Source organism: Peribacillus sp. NPDC096447 (assembly GCF_044762725.1).
Lineage (GTDB): Bacteria > Bacillota > Bacilli > Bacillales > DSM-1321 > Peribacillus.
The window spans coordinates 484,335-502,899 of sequence record NZ_JBIWEV010000003.1; the positions used below are offsets into that span (position 1 = coordinate 484,335).

At 37.1% G+C, this 18,565-nt stretch carries 24 protein-coding genes and 1 pseudogene; 8 read left to right on the forward strand and 17 right to left on the reverse strand.

Features of this window, described 5'->3' with window-relative positions; translation table 11 throughout:
- Positions 1-3 precede the first annotated feature (3 nt).
- The 5 genes from ACIQZD_RS13540 to ACIQZD_RS13560 form a co-directional block, all read right to left on the reverse strand.
- Entirely contained in the window at positions 4-306 is a 303-nt protein-coding gene (locus ACIQZD_RS13540) for a DUF3219 family protein (RefSeq protein WP_402903287.1), read from the reverse strand.
- A gap of 127 nt (positions 307-433) precedes the next feature.
- A complete protein-coding gene (locus tag ACIQZD_RS13545) occupies positions 434-661 on the reverse strand; it encodes a sulfurtransferase TusA family protein (RefSeq protein WP_048685981.1) in 228 nt (75 codons plus the stop codon).
- Positions 662-701: 40 nt separating this feature from the next.
- Positions 702-1,757, reverse strand: coding sequence for a YeeE/YedE thiosulfate transporter family protein (locus ACIQZD_RS13550; protein ID WP_402903290.1), 1,056 nt, complete (start codon positions 1,755-1,757; stop codon positions 702-704).
- Between the two features lie 151 nt (positions 1,758-1,908).
- Complete coding sequence (locus ACIQZD_RS13555) at positions 1,909-2,385, reverse strand: CcdC family protein (protein WP_137018031.1); 477 nt, start codon at positions 2,383-2,385, stop codon at positions 1,909-1,911.
- Positions 2,386-2,752: 367 nt separating this feature from the next.
- Entirely contained in the window at positions 2,753-3,460 is a 708-nt protein-coding gene (locus ACIQZD_RS13560; protein WP_402903294.1) for a cytochrome c biogenesis protein CcdA, read from the reverse strand.
- Positions 3,461-3,717: 257 nt separating this feature from the next.
- Between ACIQZD_RS13560 and ACIQZD_RS13565 the strand changes: the two genes are divergently transcribed.
- Positions 3,718-3,891, forward strand: coding sequence for an aspartyl-phosphate phosphatase Spo0E family protein (locus ACIQZD_RS13565; RefSeq protein ID WP_072272814.1), 174 nt, complete (start codon positions 3,718-3,720; stop codon positions 3,889-3,891).
- Positions 3,892-4,075: 184 nt separating this feature from the next.
- Here ACIQZD_RS13565 and ACIQZD_RS13570 read toward each other — a convergent pair whose 3' ends face one another.
- Positions 4,076-4,465 (reverse strand): DUF4183 domain-containing protein, encoded by a 390-nt coding sequence (locus ACIQZD_RS13570; RefSeq protein WP_402903298.1) that lies wholly within the window; start codon positions 4,463-4,465, stop codon positions 4,076-4,078.
- A 127-nt stretch (positions 4,466-4,592) separates the two neighbouring features.
- On the opposite strand from ACIQZD_RS13570, the gene ACIQZD_RS13575 reads away from it, so the two are divergent.
- The 4 genes from ACIQZD_RS13575 (at position 4,593) to ACIQZD_RS13590 (ending at position 7,218) form a co-directional block, all read left to right on the forward strand.
- The gene (locus ACIQZD_RS13575; RefSeq protein WP_402903301.1) at positions 4,593-4,943 is read left to right on the forward strand and encodes a DUF4183 domain-containing protein; all 351 of its coding nucleotides are present in this window, start codon (positions 4,593-4,595) and stop codon (positions 4,941-4,943) included.
- A 370-nt stretch (positions 4,944-5,313) separates the two neighbouring features.
- On the forward strand, positions 5,314-5,712 hold the full coding sequence (locus ACIQZD_RS13580; protein ID WP_402903304.1) for a DoxX family protein: 399 nt from the start codon (positions 5,314-5,316) through the stop codon (positions 5,710-5,712).
- Positions 5,713-6,425: 713 nt separating this feature from the next.
- Positions 6,426-6,593 (forward strand): hypothetical protein, encoded by a 168-nt coding sequence (locus ACIQZD_RS13585; RefSeq protein ID WP_402903307.1) that lies wholly within the window; start codon positions 6,426-6,428, stop codon positions 6,591-6,593.
- Positions 6,594-6,822: 229 nt separating this feature from the next.
- Positions 6,823-7,218: a hypothetical protein gene (locus tag ACIQZD_RS13590; protein WP_402903309.1), complete on the forward strand. Its 396-nt coding sequence runs from the start codon at positions 6,823-6,825 to the stop codon at positions 7,216-7,218.
- 548 nt (positions 7,219-7,766) lie between these two features.
- Here ACIQZD_RS13590 and ACIQZD_RS13595 read toward each other — a convergent pair.
- From ACIQZD_RS13595 to ACIQZD_RS13620, 6 genes are all read right to left on the reverse strand, one after another.
- Positions 7,767-8,888 (reverse strand): NADH-dependent flavin oxidoreductase, encoded by a 1,122-nt coding sequence (locus ACIQZD_RS13595; protein WP_402903312.1) that lies wholly within the window; start codon positions 8,886-8,888, stop codon positions 7,767-7,769.
- Between the two features lie 68 nt (positions 8,889-8,956).
- Entirely contained in the window at positions 8,957-9,271 is a 315-nt protein-coding gene (gene trxA, locus ACIQZD_RS13600) for a thioredoxin (protein ID WP_101221652.1), read from the reverse strand.
- Positions 9,272-9,322: 51 nt separating this feature from the next.
- Complete coding sequence (locus ACIQZD_RS13605) at positions 9,323-9,706, reverse strand: IDEAL domain-containing protein (protein ID WP_402903314.1); 384 nt, start codon at positions 9,704-9,706, stop codon at positions 9,323-9,325.
- Positions 9,707-9,806: 100 nt separating this feature from the next.
- Complete coding sequence (locus tag ACIQZD_RS13610; RefSeq protein WP_101221650.1) at positions 9,807-10,226, reverse strand: RrF2 family transcriptional regulator; 420 nt, start codon at positions 10,224-10,226, stop codon at positions 9,807-9,809.
- A 186-nt stretch (positions 10,227-10,412) separates the two neighbouring features.
- Positions 10,413-10,706: a spore coat protein gene (locus ACIQZD_RS13615; RefSeq protein WP_402903319.1), complete on the reverse strand. Its 294-nt coding sequence runs from the start codon at positions 10,704-10,706 to the stop codon at positions 10,413-10,415.
- Positions 10,703-10,909: a hypothetical protein gene (locus ACIQZD_RS13620; RefSeq protein ID WP_137024438.1), complete on the reverse strand. Its 207-nt coding sequence runs from the start codon at positions 10,907-10,909 to the stop codon at positions 10,703-10,705. Before ACIQZD_RS13620 ends, ACIQZD_RS13615 begins: the two co-directional genes overlap by 4 nt.
- A gap of 163 nt (positions 10,910-11,072) precedes the next feature.
- Between ACIQZD_RS13620 and ACIQZD_RS13625 the strand changes: the two genes are divergently transcribed.
- The 3 genes from ACIQZD_RS13625 to ACIQZD_RS13635 are packed head-to-tail and all read left to right on the forward strand — an operon-like array spanning position 11,073 to position 12,812.
- The gene (locus tag ACIQZD_RS13625) at positions 11,073-11,288 is read left to right on the forward strand and encodes a spore coat protein (RefSeq protein WP_402903322.1); all 216 of its coding nucleotides are present in this window, start codon (positions 11,073-11,075) and stop codon (positions 11,286-11,288) included.
- An 11-nt stretch (positions 11,289-11,299) separates the two neighbouring features.
- On the forward strand, positions 11,300-11,662 hold the full coding sequence (locus ACIQZD_RS13630; protein WP_402903325.1) for a spore coat protein: 363 nt from the start codon (positions 11,300-11,302) through the stop codon (positions 11,660-11,662).
- 13 nt (positions 11,663-11,675) lie between these two features.
- Positions 11,676-12,812, forward strand: coding sequence for a zinc-dependent alcohol dehydrogenase (locus tag ACIQZD_RS13635; RefSeq protein WP_402903327.1), 1,137 nt, complete (start codon positions 11,676-11,678; stop codon positions 12,810-12,812).
- 319 nt (positions 12,813-13,131) lie between these two features.
- On the opposite strand, the pseudogene ACIQZD_RS13640 reads toward ACIQZD_RS13635, so the two are convergent.
- The 5 genes and pseudogenes from ACIQZD_RS13640 to ACIQZD_RS13660 form a co-directional block, all read right to left on the reverse strand.
- Positions 13,132-13,227: pseudogene (locus ACIQZD_RS13640) on the reverse strand (YneF family protein); the annotation flags it as partial.
- A 632-nt stretch (positions 13,228-13,859) separates the two neighbouring features.
- Entirely contained in the window at positions 13,860-15,224 is a 1,365-nt protein-coding gene (locus ACIQZD_RS13645) for a hypothetical protein (RefSeq protein ID WP_402903330.1), read from the reverse strand.
- A gap of 19 nt (positions 15,225-15,243) precedes the next feature.
- Positions 15,244-16,026: a glutathionylspermidine synthase gene (locus ACIQZD_RS13650; RefSeq protein WP_402903333.1), complete on the reverse strand. Its 783-nt coding sequence runs from the start codon at positions 16,024-16,026 to the stop codon at positions 15,244-15,246.
- Between the two features lie 536 nt (positions 16,027-16,562).
- Entirely contained in the window at positions 16,563-17,915 is a 1,353-nt protein-coding gene (locus ACIQZD_RS13655; RefSeq protein WP_402903749.1) for a phage portal protein, read from the reverse strand.
- A 47-nt stretch (positions 17,916-17,962) separates the two neighbouring features.
- Positions 17,963-18,544, reverse strand: coding sequence for an energy-coupling factor ABC transporter ATP-binding protein (locus ACIQZD_RS13660; protein ID WP_402903335.1), 582 nt, complete (start codon positions 18,542-18,544; stop codon positions 17,963-17,965).
- Positions 18,545-18,565: the final 21 nt, after the last annotated feature.

Sequence of the window (18,565 nt, forward strand, 5' to 3'; positions counted from 1 at the left end):
TCATTATTGACCGTTCACTTCCAGCAAGACAAGCGAAAAATCCCCCACAGCATTTTCTTCATATAGATTCGTGACCGAAGTTGCATAGTTAAAGATCTCTGCACGAAACTCCTCGTTTGACTGTGGTATCTTTATATCAAATACCATTTGATAAAGCAGTGTTGTAATATCATGATATTCATTATGTGTAACCTTGAAATTAAAACTGATTTTCCTGATTTCCTTACCTTCAGAATCCTTTACATTTTCAGCATGAAAATCAGTAACATGAATTGGAACACCGTTTAAAATGACCTCGTCTACCATTATCAACATCTCCTTAAAAAAGTGGTTAAAGCCATGTTATCACTAGGAGCTTCCAGCGCCAATCATTCAACCTTGTAAAATAGAAAAACGTGCACAGGAAACCCGAGCACGTTTTCTTCCAATCAATTTACTTTCCCTTTTTCACGATTATTCGCCATTTAGCGTCATCGATTTGCTCAAACTCCGTGATTTCATGACCTTCGGTAGCAGCCCAACGGGGAATGCTCTCCGTTGCTTGTGTGCAATCGAAATTAATGATCAATTCCTCTCCTTTTGCCATGTCCACTATCGCTTCTTTTGCTTCCACTAAAGGGAATGGACATACCATCCCAGTCGTTTCCAATACCTTTGCCATTTATATTCCACTCCTTGATCAAAAATTTTCGGCTCGTATCTTAAGCCGCTTTGGATGCAGCCGCTGTCTGCTTTTGCTTACGGATAATCGTGAAATAAGTTGCTACCCATGTACCCAGCAGGAAAAAGAGAATCGCGATCCAACCTTGCCAAGCAAATAGCGCCGAGTTCACCAGACCATTTCCGATTGTGCATCCTCCGGCAACACTTGCGCCGAATCCCATGGTTACACCGCCAATTGCATTGTTACGTAACGTTTTCATATCAGGCAAACGCCAACGGAATTCCCCGCTCCCTTTTGCTGCAATGAAAGCACCGAGGAAAATGCCCAATACTAAAAACGTACCCCAATCGATTAACGCATCATCTCCGGTTATAAGGAAAGTTAAAATGTTCGCGGAAGGCGCTGTAATTCCAAGTCCGAACATTCGGCCTGTCATTGCACTTAGCGGCCATGCCATGATTGCAATAAGGCCCACCAATAATGCTGTAACAAAAGGATGCCAACGTTTCTCGAATAAGATGTGGGCCAGTCCCGTCTTTTTCGGCTTCATTTTAAAGATTGGCAGTTTCGGCTTTCTCAATTCACGAATCACCAATATGCCAACCAAGAGTGTCACAATAATCACAAGCACCCAAGGCGAAACATTTAACGTTTCATGAATATACGTATCATTTGTACGATAAGATAACAGATTATCTCCAGCCACTTTCCATATACCATATTTCGTCATTGCTGCCCCTAGCATATATCCAAAAAGGGCAACCCAACTTCCGATCATGCCCTCTCCGGCACGATACCATGTTCCAGTGGCGCAACCTCCTGCCAGAACCATACCAATACCAAAAATAAAGCCACCCACGATTGTTCCCAACCATGGAAAACCATCATTTCCAAACTGAATGATCCCTGTATCATTCAATGCATAAACACCAATACTTTGTATCGCTATAACAACAAATGTAGCCAAAAACATCCGTCCATCTTTAGCTAAAATCAAATCACGATATGCACCAACAACACAGAAACGGCCTCTTTGAAGCACAAATCCCAGCAATAAACCACAAATAATACCGAACACAATCATTTGTAACATGTACCGTTTCCTCCTTAAGTAAAATAATAATAATATAATATAATTCGGATGAAATTACTAGGTTTTTGGATTAATTTTTTTACTCATGAAAAGTGCCCAGGCAAATGAAAAACCCGAGTCTCATGAATATCGACTCAGGTTTTTTAGATTATCACACCATACTGCTTCCGCCGAAACTGGCTGCTTTAACTTTTTTATATTGGTAAAGCATGGCAATTCTCCACGGAACGATCATCGCGAAAGCAAGTAAGAAAAACATTCCGCTCAACACACCGATTTCAATCGTGCTCCCAAGCATCAGTTTTGCAACCAGTCGAATCACCATGAGACCAATCAATATGAATATGAACGCTTTAGAGCGCAGAATATAAATTTTTTCATCTCTTACTTCAAATTTAGATGTTTTAATCAATAAGATGGAAAATAACATCCCTGCAACAATAGCCTCCAGCAATTCGTATCGAGTCACACGGAACATCGGGAAAATAAACATTAAAGCACCCGTACTCATAAACAGCGGCGGTAAGATGATTTTCTTTTCATTCACTGGTTTTTTCGTTTCCTTCATCCGTAATATGAAAACACCTATAGCCATCACAATCGCTATACCTGTTGATATATATATCATCTCTTAACCATCCCTTTTAACTAAAAATAGGTAAGTACCATTAAAAATTATATATGACTTCAATTTATAAACAAAGTATATATTACCTATTTGAGATAAACAAGGAGGTGTTATTAAATAAGCCCCTTTTGATGCTTCGAATGCCCAGCCCTCGTCAAAAGGCTTGAAGATAAAAATCTTGCACCCCAGCCTCTATAGACTTCGATAACCATATTTTTGCTGACCCATTGCAGAACACATTATAACCTTAGCGACCTGAAATTCCTTTTTAATTTCTTAGGTCAGGATTTATTTTGATATAATATTCAATGCTTAACGCCCATTCCCGCTCAACTAGAATATTATTGAAAAAATAACTTATTATGGACTAAAAACCTGTAAAGCCGCCGAATAGTCTAGACAGGACTGCAATTATTTTGGTCATCCAATCAAAAAACAAAATCACACCCATTACAATCATTAAATATCCGCCAACCTTCATGATGTATTGGCTGTACTTTTTGATCCATTTCAATTTTCCGACAAAGAAGGATAATATGAAAAACGGTATGGCAAATCCTAAAATATAGGCAGTCATATAGCTCATGGCAGCACTAGGATTAGTTGCACCCAGTGAAATCACAGCACCTAACAACGGACCTGCACAAGGGGTCCATCCAGCCGCAAAGGCAAGTCCGATAAGAATGGAACCTATATATCCGCTAGGCCGGTTCTTGAATTCAAAGCGGCTGTCTTTCATCAAAGATTTCGGCTGAAAGATTCCTACAATGAATAAACCAAAAATGATAATCAGGATGGCGCCAATCTGACGAATTAATTCTTTGTAATCCGAGAAAAAAGAACCTAGGTATGATGTGCTAAAGCCTATTGCGATAAAAACCAGAGAAAACCCAAGCAGGAAGAATAAGGTATGCAGCATGCTTCTTCTTTGGAGCATCCCGTTCTCGGATTTGATTTCACCAACACTCATACCAGTGATATAAGATAAAAAGGCCGGATATAGCGGTAAGCAGCATGGCGAAATAAAACTCAGGAATCCCGCCCCAAAAGCTAAAAACATATTAATATCATTCAAATAAGCTCACTCCTATGTATGTCAACCTATAAACATTGTAACAAATAAGATAAAAAAATACATTTATGGAACTGTGAATATTTCATGACAGCCAATTGGTACTAAACGGAATGGGGCGACGGTTTAATTTTCAATAAGATAACTTATTTGAATTCATTAGTCCAAGCCGATATAATTGTTATATTCATACAGATTTTACAACGAACACATAAATTAAGGGTACCATGAAAAAATGTTGGGGCCAGAAAGGAAATATAATGGCTAAAAAGAATGAATTTCTCGAACAGATTGAAATAAAGAGAAATGAACTTATCAAGATTGTCGCTAAAGATGGTTTGAACTCACATGTTGCCGTTGAATACAGCCAGCAACTTGATCAATTATTAAATAAATATAATGAACTTTTTTATAAAACCGGTACGAATTTTTAACCAGTACCTCTCCCATTGATAACCACATATGTTATTATATGTTTTATTTTGCTGTCAATCTCCCCTTTTTACATTCTTTCTCAATTTGAATACATAGGCATATCCTTTGCTATATTAAAAAACAGGCAAGCGCTATGGGCGCTGCCTGTTTTCCTGTTTTTTCATTTAAGATAATGCATAGAAATCATGTAGCAATATCAACATCGGATGTCGGTGCATAGTTTGTCACAACAAGAACAATAGGAGATCCAGCTAAGATGGAAGAACCGTCCGGAACAGTGATCACAAGACTTCCTACCCCAGTGGCGCCTGGTGTGTATGTTGTTAAATTCTCCATTTGCAGCACCCCATTAATAAACACCTCATATGAACTGTTTTCAGTACTTAATACAGGCAGTACAGTCGCAGGGTCACCAGTATCCGAGAAAAAACTTGCTGGATCAATCGAAAGCGTGGTTGGGCCAGTGGATGCAGCAGTCACCTCATAAAATAATCGGGTGACCAGTGGATTCACATTGATCACCGAAGTAGCTGCTATCGCTAATTTCATTATTTTTAACGGCAAAATATTCACCTCTCTTCTCTCCATGCTATGACTTTGCAAAAGGAATTGTATAGACAATTTTCTAAAATGGTCCTCACGATAATCTGTACTTTATATAAAATGTATAAGGAGATAAGAAAAGGGGAGAGTTTTAGAAATGCACAGTAAATATATTAAAGAAGATACAGCAATCCCGAGACCTTTGTTATTTTTCCCTAAGTGCTCTCCCAACGAAATTCGCACGAGGATCCCAAAAAGAATCATTTCTTATGAATTTTACGCTATTGCAAATGGCTGCCAACGGATTTATGAAGAAAAAGACGGAATTACTGACATAGAAAATCAGGTAATACTGGATCCATCAAATGTATCCTATATGAATTTATTCATAAATGGCGTATTGCAGCCCCACGATAATTACACCGTTGAAAAAGGAAAACTTAAATTGAATACGATTGATATCCCAATAAAAGGGACACCAATCATATTGCAAATGTTCATTATTTAAATGAGCGGCCTGTTCCTAAACGATTCCTTAATTCCAGGTCGGCTCCTTCAATAAAATTGAAATTGGATTTCATATACTGATCATGAAATTGAATAATTTACGAGTAATTGCGCGGAATTCACGAGTAAAAGTGTAAAACTCACGAGTAAATCAGCAAATTTCACGAGTAAACGTGCAAAACTCACGAGTAAATTTCTAAACCCTCCCTATTGAAAAGCCTTAAGAGATAAAATTATGTTTGACAAATCACTAAAATAATATTATCTTTAATTAAAGATAAATTAATTCGAGGTAACACCCCTTGTTTTTTTGATATGAATCTCGAATTAAAGATATCTAAATTAAAAATAAATTCCAGGAGGAATCATAAATGATTGGTATAGGTTTATTAGTTATACGTGTAGTAATCGGTTTATCGTTTGTTGGTCATGGGGCTCAAAAATTATTTGGTTGGTTTGGCGGTCATGGCTTGAAAGGTACAGGAGGCTGGTTTGATTCGATTGGCATGAAGCCAGGAGTTACCATGGCCCTATTTGCTGGTGTATCAGAGCTTATTGGCGGAGCTTTATTTGCTTTAGGTCTCTTTACACCCTTTGCAGGTATATTAACTGCACTTACTATGCTCGTTGCAATCGTTAAAGTCCATGGACCAAATGGCTACTGGGCAACTCAAAACGGTTATGAATATAATCTTGCCATCCTTGCAGTGGCGATTGGCATAGCGTTAACGGGAGCTGGCCCATACTCACTTGATTCATTTCTATTTTAAGGAAATCGCTTGGGTTTGCTAAATCTCTACATTACGGATAACACGGAGTTGGTTTAATCCACTCCGTGTTTTTTTTGATTAGAAATTTTTATTTTGGTTATCAAAGCTTAAAACTCGGGTAATGGGTTGTCCCATATTTAAATAAGATGGTTTCAATATTGAAATGCAAACTACCTGTGAAATCACTGCTGTACAGTAATATTCACAAATGAGTTGGAATAATGCCATTAAATTATAGAGTACCATTGAATCCTATTCTTTATGCCCTAAAAAGGTAAATTTTGGATTTAAAGCAATAGTTCCTAATTTGAAATATCATTTCTAAAAACTGACTCATAACCAGGAAAAGTAGAGTACAGTAATAATGACAATGATCATGACCTCATGTTTTTTTATCTCCGGTGTGTCCTCAATGAATCAAAAGAAACACTATTTTTATAGAACTAAGTTATTTATATTCCCTCAGAGACAGTTAAAGTGCTCCTATCCCATCCTGAAGATAATAGAAATAAATGGTAATTCAATTCGTTCCTATGGCTTTCAGTATACAAACGATAGGTATTTAGACTCTAGTACCCCGATTGATGACATAATCATTTACTCTCTCATAAACCTTACTTCGATGAATATTCCTTAACACTTGAAAACAGAAAAATACAGTAATAAAAAGATCAATGAAAAATGGGCAAAATAAATGAGGGTTTTTATCTTTTATGACAGTATTTTTATTTTCTTTTAGTCTTGCTGCAACAGGATTTGCCGAGGAAAATGGTACAAACGTTAGGGAAGAAAGACTGACACCAGAAGAGTTGGATTATCTTGTAAATGAAGTCGGCAATACTCAAGAAGAATCCGAGGATTTACCTGTTGAAGACGATTAATTGAAGAGGAGGCTAAGGTTATAGATTCTGGATCGGAATTTATGGTTATATTTGATTCGGAAGTTACTAAACCAGGGCAAATCAGCACTTTTGCATCAATTGCTGCAACAACTTTAAAAATGGGGGGACTGTATATAAAGTAAAAAGTGATCGTTCAAAAGAAGATAAATTATATATATACGGTAACTTTCAATGGCTAAAAACACCTTCATATACGTTAGTTGATAAAATGACGATTGGTTTCCCTTCAAGTTCAGGACTGTACCTGCCAACTAGCGGAGGGAAAGTAAAACAACACCAGCACAGATATTCTCAAGATCAACAAGGAAATGGACGTCGGATTGATTATGCAATCAAGTATTCTCCAAGTAATTGGGAACCAAGTGCTGGTGTGGCTGGTTCATATGATATAAGGGCTTCTACTAGTAAAACCAAGCATAAAGGGTATATGGGACAATATGTATATGTTCCCACATCCAAAAATGGTAAAATAAACATTAAAATAACATATGGTCATAGAAGAATTGCTGGTACACCTTCTGTGTCAGTTTATCCGGCCGGTTTATCTATTACACCAACAACAGCTACAGATACAAGGTCATATGCATTAACGCTGACTTATTGATCTGTTGTTAGAATGGGGGGGCCATGAGGCAAGTCATTATTAATTTCATTTGCATTCTAATAATATCAGTGATCTTATTTTTTATCTTTAGCTATGATGCATCTTTAGATGAACATTTTATATTGTCTCTTTTACTTATCATTTCTCTGCAAATATCTTTGATTTTAGCTATTCTGTTAAAAAGAAGGTAACACCAGAAGAGCTACCATTAATTAATGGTTGCTCTTTTGGCGTTACCTAACGTCCTTCCTAACCTTTTTCACGCGTTCCGTAAAGAAAGCCCCTTTCCTAACCAAAATTTCCGAATGTATCTGCCGTCGAGACTTAATCGCTAGTCAATGAAAATCCTTAATCTTTCCCCTGTTTTATTTTCCGAAACAGCTTAGAAATAGAATGCTCAGTTATTCATTCTTAAGGATTCAATTTGAAAACCACTTATTAGATTCTCACTCATATAATTGTCCCTTCCATAAACATTAAAAACCCCGGATAAGGAACACTTTTATCTTTATCCGGGGTTATTTGAAAACCAGAATGCATTTTTTACTTTATTCTACCCCTGGGAACCATCCTGGAGAGTGGATGATCGCTTGCCATAATGGATCTGGAATATCAAGTTGCAACTGATTATCTTTGTTTATTTTTGTAACGATTTCTGCTTCCCTGCCTTGTTCCACTTTTTGTACCCATTCAGGATCGATTATGATTTCACGGCCTAATGCGATTAACGGAATCCCGGATTGCAGTGCTTTGATCGCATCATCCGCTGTATAGATGGAACCAACTCCAATGACGGGAACTTGATCTCCGATACGTTCTTTAATAATTTCTATCCGAGGTCGGTCAACGTCGGCTCCCCGTCTTGCTTTCGACCAGAAATCCATTAATGAAACATGAAGATAATCCAAATCCTTCATTACAAGTCCATCAATTAATGCTAGTGTATCATCCATGGTGATTCCTGGTGTTTCCGGCTCCTCCGGTGAAAAACGATATCCTACGATGAAGGGATCCTTGGCATGTTCAGCAACCGCCTTTTTCACTTCATCCACAACCGCTAATGGAAAAGTCAGGCGCTTTTCTAGGGAACCGCCCCACTTGTCTTCACGACGGTTTGAATGAGGCGAAAAGAATTGCTGAAGCAAGTAACCATTAGCACCGTGAATTTCTACACCATCAAACCCTGCTTCAATCGCACGTCGGGTGGTTTCACCAAAGTCGAGAATGATCGATTCTATTTCCTTTTCAGAAAGTGGACGCGGAACTGCTTTCCCTTCGCCTTCCGACGGGATATTGCTTGCGCTGACAACATCGCCATTTACTAATTCCGGTGGAACCTCTCGGCCGCCATGAAAAATCTGGAGAATTGCCTTTGCCCCTTTCGCTTTAATCGCTGATGCCAAACGACTTAGACTAGGTATCAATTCATCCTGATCTCCGCCAAATTCCCCATGAAAACCTTTTCCATTAGCCGTCACGTAAGTACATGCCGTTATAACCATGCCGACACCGCTTGACCGGCGTTCATAATAATTAACTTCTGCGTCGGTAACCGTACCGTCAGAATTAGAAGAGAAATTTGTCATAGGAGCCATCACCAATCGATTTTTCAATTCTATTCCCTTTCCTAAATTGAACGATTCAAATAATGGTGTATATTTAGAATTCATTTAGTAATCCTCCATTTTGTAACCCAAAGGTTTGTATAATAAATCAAATCCGCAAACTGATTTAAATATCATGCATACTTTGCGATTAATGCCGAAATGGCTTCTTTTGGCTGGAAGCCAATAGCTTGATCTACCTTTTCTCCATCTTTGAATAGAATAAGTGCTGGAATTCCCATCACTCCATATTCGCTTGTCGTATTTGAATTTTCATCCACATTAAGTTTTACGATCTTAACCTGATCACCCATTTCCTCATCGATTTCATTAAGAACCGGGGCAATCATTTTGCACGGACCGCACCACGGTGCCCAAAAATCAACCAATACTAAACCTTCCTTGATTTCACTAGCAAAATTATCATCTGTAACATGTTCTATTGTCATGATCATTTCCTCCTTGTATTATCCGAAATATTTATGGTCTTTACTCACCATCTATTTAAAATCAATTTTTGCGATTCTATTTCCCGGGATAAAAACCTCTGATTTCCTGGCATTCATTTTCGGATGGATTTTGATGGATTCCAATTTACCGGATAACTCCATAAACCATGTTTCATCTTTAGAAAGTAAAGCCAAATCAATTAAAGCCAAAAGATGAGTTTCGTTACTGATTTCTAGATCCGGCAGTTTTTCAGTCCATTTACTTGGAATCCAAATCGATTTCCCAACCGCTTTTTCATTGTCACTTTCCACCACATTCACTTTAACAATTTCACGATTATCGCTCACGTTTTCAACGAAACCATGGATAAGTTCTCCATCTCTTGATTTTCCCTGTACCCAATCCCCATTTTTGAACAGATTGTTTTCAACCATTTCCTTAACACCCCTTTTATGTTCATTTAATATTAAAACTATAGTTATTAACTGTATTAATAAAATATACATTTTGTGCAAAGAAAAAACTAAATCAATATCACGGACATTGTTTAATTTTTTCCAAAAAAGTGCTGAGAGTTATATCTTCCAAATATTTTTCAAAATACAATTCTGCTTCATCGAATATTTGATCCATGACTACCTGGGTATTGGAGGATATGACACATTTTTTCTCCGGATCACCTGTACACCATTTCGGTTTCAAGGTTCCATGTGAGACCGTTATATAAATATCTGCCAAACTTACCTCTTCAGGATTACAGTCTAGAATATAGCCTCCGCCCACACCTTCTTTCGTTTTAACAAATCCCTTTTTTCTTAAGCAGCTCATCATTTTCCGAATCCTTGCCGAGTTTGTACAAACGTTTTCTGCGATAGACTCACTGCTTGCCATATGATCTGGTAGATAAGCTAAATAGACCAAACTATGCACAGCTATTGTAAAATCACTATTCACTTTTGGCATCCTCCTTAAGGAGATTACTGTAATTTTAATATTTACAGTTGATAAAGTCAACTCAAAAAACTCAACAGAGTCCTCAACTTTGTTGATTACATTATGATTGCAATGAAATTCCCCCTTATACACAAGGGAATGAGGGAATTTCATTCATCTGAATTTTGTAAACCGATAATATCATCGTTAAGAAAGATTCAAGGCCGTATTAGCCGCTTTTTGATTCACTTTCGATTGCTCACTTATATCCTGAGGATAATAATAACCTTTTGAAACCATGTAATCACTTATTAACCCATGTGTTTCTACAGCAGACCTCAGCTGTTCCCGTAATGCTGCCCTCAATTCAGGTGAAGCTGTTTCTGTTATGGCGAAAGCCGTATTTCTTATTCCTGATTTGGCAGAATTCAGAAAGTCAGTAGCAATCACCTGATCGGTCATACCACCCATCCCCGCCATGTTTTGCAAAAAGTTAGTCATTGTCTTCCCTCACCTTGGTTTACCAGGATTTCCTGTAATTTTTGAATATGCTCTCTTCCGTTGCTCATGTCTTGTAAAAGAATGTTTTTTAATTCCGTATCTTGGACTAACCCATTCATTGTAGAAGCTTTTGATAGACAAAGGCTTTTGAAGTTCAATATTTCATGCAATTCTAACGTTTCATGCAGTCCCAACTTTTCCACTAGAAGTATCTCTCCTTTCAGTAACAATCAATCACTTACTTATCTTTCGTTATTCAAAAGCACTTATTCATTCCTTTTCATTTTTTTAGATGTAAAACAACAGTATACCTGAGTGTTGAATAGGGAAAATTACTTTTGTTACATAGACTTAGGAGGTGAGTGAATGGAAAATGAAAAGCTCGCATTTCACGAGACCATGGAGACGCATGAAATAATAAATTTTAAGACGATATGCTTAATGAAATCTAAATTGATGCAAGGGATTTGTTTTGATAATGATTTGAAAGCATTAATGGAAAAAGACGTACAGCAATCCATAGTAGCCATTAATGAACTAAAGTCTTTTTACGAAGGTGCCCGAACAAACTATAAACAATGAGGTGAGCTTTAATGGAAATGGACTTTTTAGATCCCCAAGGTGCTGAACATATGCCTGAAATGGCAGATTCCTCTTTTGCCCTGGATTTCCTACTGACGGTCAAAAGCGGTATTCATACGTATGGTATCGCTTTGTCAGAAACAGCAAGTCCAGAATTGCGAAAAGCATTATACCGGCAAATGGAGCAATCCATTGATTTACATGCAGAAATAACCGATTTAATGATAAGTAAAGGCTGGCTCTATCCAAGTGATGTTGGAAAGCAAGTTGAATTGGATCTGAAATCAGCTGATATGGCAGTCAGCATCGCTGGGATGAAGCTGTTCCCTAACGATACTGATAGACTCGGAATGTTCGCAACGCCGAGTAAATAGAGGAGGAAGTTTAATGAAAGCCGTAACTTACCAGGGCAATAAAAACGTGCAGGTCAAAGAGGTTAAAGACCCCCAAATCAAAAATTCTGATGATATCATCGTAAAAATTACTGCTTCGGCCATTTGCGGTTCGGATTTGCACTTGATTCATCAAATGATTCCCAATATGCCAACCGATTATGTAATTGGCCATGAGCCAATGGGTGTTGTCGAGGAAGTTGGTCCTGGTGTAAATAAATTAAAAAAGGGAGATCGTGTAATCATCCCCTTTAACGTTAGCTGCGGAAGCTGCTGGTATTGCGACAACGACCTTACAAGTCAGTGCGATAACTCGAATCCACATGGGGAAATGGGCGGATTTTTTGGATATTCAGAAACAACTGGCGGGTATGCTGGAGGACAAGCAGAATACATGCGGGTTCCTTATGGAAATTTCACTCCTTTTAAGATTCCAGAAGACTGTGAGATTGAAGATGAAAAATTGATATTACTCGCCGATGCAGCTTCAACCGCATTTTGGAGCGTTGACCATGCAGGAGTAAAACCAGGTGATACTGTAATCATCTTAGGCTGCGGTCCCGTTGGATTACTCGTACAAAAATTCGCTTGGTTCAAAGGGGCGAAAAGGGTCATTGCCGTCGATCATCTCAACTATCGTCTGGAACATGCAAAACGGACAAATAAAGTCGAAATCGTAAATTTCGAACAATATGAAAACGTAGGGGATTATCTCAAAGAAATAACTAAAGGCGGAGCCGATATCGTAATTGACTGTTCAGGCATGAGCGGAAAAATGACTCCCATGGAATATCTTGCAACGGGGCTTAAGCTTCATGGCGGTGCCATGGGTGGTATTGTAATCGCCTCCCAAGCGGTCCGTAAAGCAGGAACCATTCAAATAACTGGTGCTTACGGAGGGCGTTATAATGGCTTTCCGCTAGGAGATATATTTCAAAGAAACGTGGATATCAAGACCGGACAAGCTCCCGTTATCCCTTATATGCCATATCTCTATAATCTAATATCTGAAGGAAAACTTGATCCTGGCGATGTCGTAACCCACGTACTACCATTGGATCAAGCTAAACATGGTTACCAAGTATTCGATACAAGGACAGACGGATGCATTAAAGTGGTGTTAAAACCGTAAGTATTATATAGAAAATTGAATGGCCAGGCACTCAAATTCAGAAGCCATACATGAAAAATAGTAAGTTTCTGAATTTGATGAATCCTGTGTCTTGAAAGTCTCATGAACTAGGTTCCCTCTATATGAAACATTGCAAGCCCCATCAATGCCCTCTTGTTTATCCCCTAACAACGCAAAAAACCCCTCTCTCTGATTTAGTTTCCACCAGAGAAAGAAGTTTCGGATTAGTAACGAAAGATAAAGCAAAAACAAGGAAAATTTATGATGAAAGATTCACTCTTCACGGTAGTTATGATTTGCTTATCTTATAATTGCTATCTTATTTTGTTTGTTGTTTATTCATTGCACTCATCATTTGATTAATTTTCTTTTGGGATGGTTTCATACCCATTTGCATCATCATCATTTTCAGCATTGATATTTCAACGTTTATCTAACTAATTTGAAACTATTAACCTGTTAAGAAAAATATACCTCATTTTAGGATGTTTTGTCCATTATTTTATATAATTGCACTATTATAAGGTTAATCTTTCTCTAGAGATAAAACTAATTTTAAACCATTTAAGGATAGGTACTAATATGTTTGAAACATATTTTAATTCGTTTCCTTCTATTCCTTCTATTATAAAGAGTTAATATTGTTGCTTTTGTCCAAATGCCTATCCTAATAATAATCTGGACATTTTTGCAACCTCCGAACCCTTGTGAGAGTATATTCCCTGCGATTCTCTCTTTTGCAGACATTATCCTTTACGGATAATTCGCAAGGAACACACGAAATCCTTTTTTGCTTTTTGTACTTGTTACAATGACTATTCAATAATAATTGAAACACCTTCACACCCTGCGAACCTTTGTGAATGCTGTGTTTTTGGGAATCCGTCTTTTACAACTATATATGCTAAATGGGATTCGCTCACAACCTTACCACACGCTCATAATGGCTCACTGTGACATTCTAGGAACGTAGGAAATATATGTATTAGAAACGCTTATAGACCCCTAAAAACGCAAAAAAAGAGCCACTCTAAGAGTGACCCATTTTTACCAAGGTGAAGGGTAATATTCATCTGGAAGTGCAGTTAAATCATCACCACTAATGCGATATGGTTGCATTAACTGTTCGCCTGTTTCTTTGTGGAAGATAGATTGAATAGTTACAAACCATCCCATTTCTCCACTCCAACCTGTGCGAATATCTTGTTCTTCTGTTGTTGTTTCCCAATACTCTTGGATTGAATCTCCACCGAACATTGATGAAGTCCAAACTTCTACCCGATAACCGTAGAAACCTGTATAAGCGTTTTTGTCTTTTTCTTCTGTCCAAGTCAATGTACCATATGAATTAGAATCATTGTATGCTGTTGCACGTACATCTGTTGTATCAGTTGCAGGTGTTGGTACAGGTGCATTTCCGTCTGCAATATCAGTCGTAGCAGTTTCAGGAATAATTGTGCTATTTTCACCGAATCTAGCATATACTTCAACTATGTAAGAGCCAACAGCGAGGTCGCTGAATGTGTGTGTCAGCACGTCTGTAAGCGTCGCCATAGCGATTTCATAGCCATTAGATAGTAATAAACGTACTGTGTATCCTTTAAAGTCGTTGTACGTGGCTTTATTCGCTTCATCTGTCCAAGTTGCTGTGATTGTTCCATTTACATCTGTAACGTCAGTTTTAGATGTTGTGATAGTTACACTTGTTTGATAACCATTTGGAACAGCAGGAAGATTTACAACGCCTTCACGTTGATAGAATGATTGGTCATACTGTGATTGCCAGTTAGCAGGAACAGTTTCGCCAGTTTTCCAGTAGATACCGTTAATGTAATCAGATACACCGTTACCAAATCCCATACGACAAGTAATGTCAATGTATCCTTTCTTCTCAATAGAAGCACCAATAATGTCATAGTTTCTATTTCCTAAAACAATTTGACCATCTGACTTGCCCACTAAATTAAAGATTTTACGTGTGCGAGAGGTATCTTGTACGAATACATGTATCTCTGAATCAACTGTAATCATCATTTGGTCGTAGTTTTGTGTATAATCGCTTGTACGTGAAACGATTGCAGGAAGTTTTAAAAGGTATTTAGATGATTCTCCTGCATACATCAAGTTAAAGATAATATCATGCTCCACTTGTCGCATGATACCCTTGAATGATTCTGCTCTTGGTACTGTGACTTGATTCATAATCATCCAATACATTTCATTGTAATAGATATAATCGCCACGTTTCGTTTTATAATCTGTAGAGATATATTTGTCGTTAAATTCTTTAATATCAGGGTTTGTGATAATGGCATATCTTTTTGAACCATTATGGAAAACCTCTTGACCATTAACGTAAAGCATCTCATTAAACGCTTTTGTAGGTGCGTTAAAAATATTAATCATGTCCATTTGTTATTCTCCTTTCTTATTAATTAAATAGATTGAAAAAGTTTGTAGGTGTTGCATCTTCATTTGGCATTTGGCGAATCTTCTTCTCCAATTGGTCAATACGTGATTGCAGGTACTTAGCGAAACTTTCAACTGTCATGTCATCATGCTTATAGTTTTTCATTGCGTGTGGTTGGTTAGCAATAGAGTTTAAAACTGACAGAGCAGATTGGTAAATCGCTTTCTTGTTTGCTTTAGATGAAGCATTATATTGCGTGTACCCTTCAATACCTTCTTCTTCTAAGTAAACTAATAATTCTTCATGTGGTAGTTCAATTCCACCGATTTCCATTTGTAATCTTTCGATATTATCCATATCTATCTTCTCCTTTGTGAGTGATTTGTTGTAAATTAAACATTCGTAAGAGTTGCAGACCCAACGGTTGATAAACTCTAGAATATGAATAGGTGTATCCATCGGTTCATTGTTATAGAGCCAGATGCCTTCATATGTAAAAACAAAAACGTGTGCCTTTGCTGTTTTGTGTTCTGCTATGTAGAACCCATTTAATTCAATGCCTATAGTTGAAAAATATTCCATATTTTCATCTTCTTCAAAATGAACCAATGTGGTATCATAGGAAGCAAAAGCCAATTCTTGATAGAGCATGTGAGCAACTATAGGAAAAATTGCATTATATTGTTCTGTTGTCATAAGGGGTTTCTGTTTGATTGGTTTCATCAAGGGAAACATGTTATTAAGTTTCTCTGATAAGTATTCGATGCTCTGTTTTGGCTGAGTGATTAATTTTTCAATAAGCATTTCTGGATTCTCCTTTCATTTAGCATCTGTCCTCTGTATAAATACAAAAGGATTAGTGAATTTTTTAGGGTGTGTGTTGAGAGGTTGGCTAGAGAGGTATTTTTGAGAAATGGGGTAATGAAAATGTTCGTCATGATAGCAAAATCCGTACAAATTACGAACGAAAAAGTACCCTCATAATGTACGTTATAGAGTAGTTTACATAATTTAGTTTATAGGCAGTTAGCATACACGAACATTACTGTATAAGATTACAGTTTTATTCGTTTTTTTATTTGTCTTCATTATCTCATCTGTCCTCTCACCCTCCCAATCAATCATCAACCATAAGCGAAGATATGAACATGGTCGTTTTCACTCGCTCGACTGTCTATTATACGTGGACACACCCTCACATGTACGCACGTATATATAATTAACAGGTGTGCGTTCTTATAGCATTACTTTTTTCACCAAAACGCTGTTATATCAACGTTCTCACGAACTGGACGATAATGTATCACCATAATCTTATACACCTGCATCGTACTCTACTGTTACTCGACAATATCCTCTTTGGATTCTGTTTCTGTAACGTTTTGTGTTTCACTTACCCCTACGCTTGCCTTTGCATCTAAGATTCTTTTCAATTCTAGATGCTCATTAGAAACGTAAGGCGAAATCTCAACTAAACTCTCAATAGAGATAGCACCAACTTCAAACATCTTAACGATGTTGTTGATTACCTCTGTTTCATTGACAGGTCGTGCATAGTGAAACACCATGTCCAATGAATCAATGACATCCTCATCATATGCTTTACCTTTCTTATTCATCAGTCCAACAATCTTATTATTACGTTGTTCTAATCCTTCACGTAAGTATCTCTCATTGATTCCTGCCTTCATATCAGCCAACTGATACAACATACGCATAGACATTTCAGATAGGTTACTCACATCACTAGCGTTCAATGCAACAGCAGGAACAGAAGCAATGTTAATCAATTGTTGCATAAGAGTATTGAAGATAGTTTCGAATGCTTGATGATTAATGTTATTAGATACCATCTTGAAGTCAGAGCCATCATCTAATGTGATACCACCACCAACGATATGAGGGTTTAATCCTTCACCTCTTAATTGTTGACCAATTACAACAGAGATTGGATTGTGATGTTTATAGAATGAATCACTAAACTTACTTAGTAAATCTTCCATGCTATCAATGATGTTAATGAAGTCATCAAGGTCACTCTTACCGAATGAAGCGTTTAACTCATTGTTTGTCTTATAGTGTATAGGTAGACCACTAACGTTCTTATAAGAGCCAACAATCCTTATGTCTTCTTGACCAATCGTGCTATACTTAACCACTTCATCTTGTGTATAGACAATATAGAAGTCGCTCTCTAAAGATGTATAGTATTCAACGAATGCAATCATGTTTAACTCATCATCGTAAATAGGATAGCCACATTCAGTAGCGATTACCTTACTGCTCACATCTCCAACACTATTCACATACACGTACTCATATGCGTTACCATACTTAACCATATTAGCCAATAGGTCGAAGTCAACCTTGCTGTACTTACCTTTCTTATACACACGTTTCATATCGCTCACGATACGCTCATCACCTGTGATTGTAAGTGGTTGCTTCAATAAGTAGGTAGTTTCTAGATTGACAATCAACTTAGCATATTGAAGCATTACTGCTCTTTGCACATATGGTTTGCCATTGTAGTTTTCTACTACTCTATTTGTAATAGCGTGAGTGCCATCCAAATATTTTTTCTTTTCAACTGTATCTTTAATGCGATTTGCATTTTCTGGATGTGATACTTCATCAATAAACCAAAATGGATTACCATTGTGGACTATCCTGATATAATCCTGTATATTCATTTTTTCTTTCTTCCTTTCCAAAATAAAAAGCACCCTATATAGGATGCTCAAATAAAACTTTTAACTCTACTTCTAATCCAACTTAACTGCTCGACATACTCTTTTGTTAAACCTTCATTTAGGTAACGGTCTTCTGGCTCTATTCCTTTTTCCTTATAATAATTTTTAACTTTGTTTGTCAAATTATAAAAGGTTTTAGTTTTACTCTTTCTATCTTCTTCATAGAAAAATTCACTCGGAGAACTACCATCAATACTTTGACCATCTTTCATGGTTATCCCCATCATATAATATATTAACGAACCGCTTCTTATTGTATCATTATAGTAATGGTCATATACTTTATCATTTATTACAATATGATTCTTTCTAATTTTATTAACGTTTCTCCGATATTTATCGAAGGTTTTGTAATCCTGCCCCAATTCATCGATTAAAGAACACTCTTTCTTTGCAACAGTTTCAAATGAAACCACATCTTTATCAAATGAAACGTTTACAGTTACACCATTGTAAGTAAATACAACGTTTTCTCCCTTTTCTGCTTCCTTGTAATAGTATGTATCTATTCTCGCAGGAATCACTTTTCCATTGTAGTCAAAATCTACATCACTTCTAATAATATCCATTTTTTAACCTCTTCTCAGATA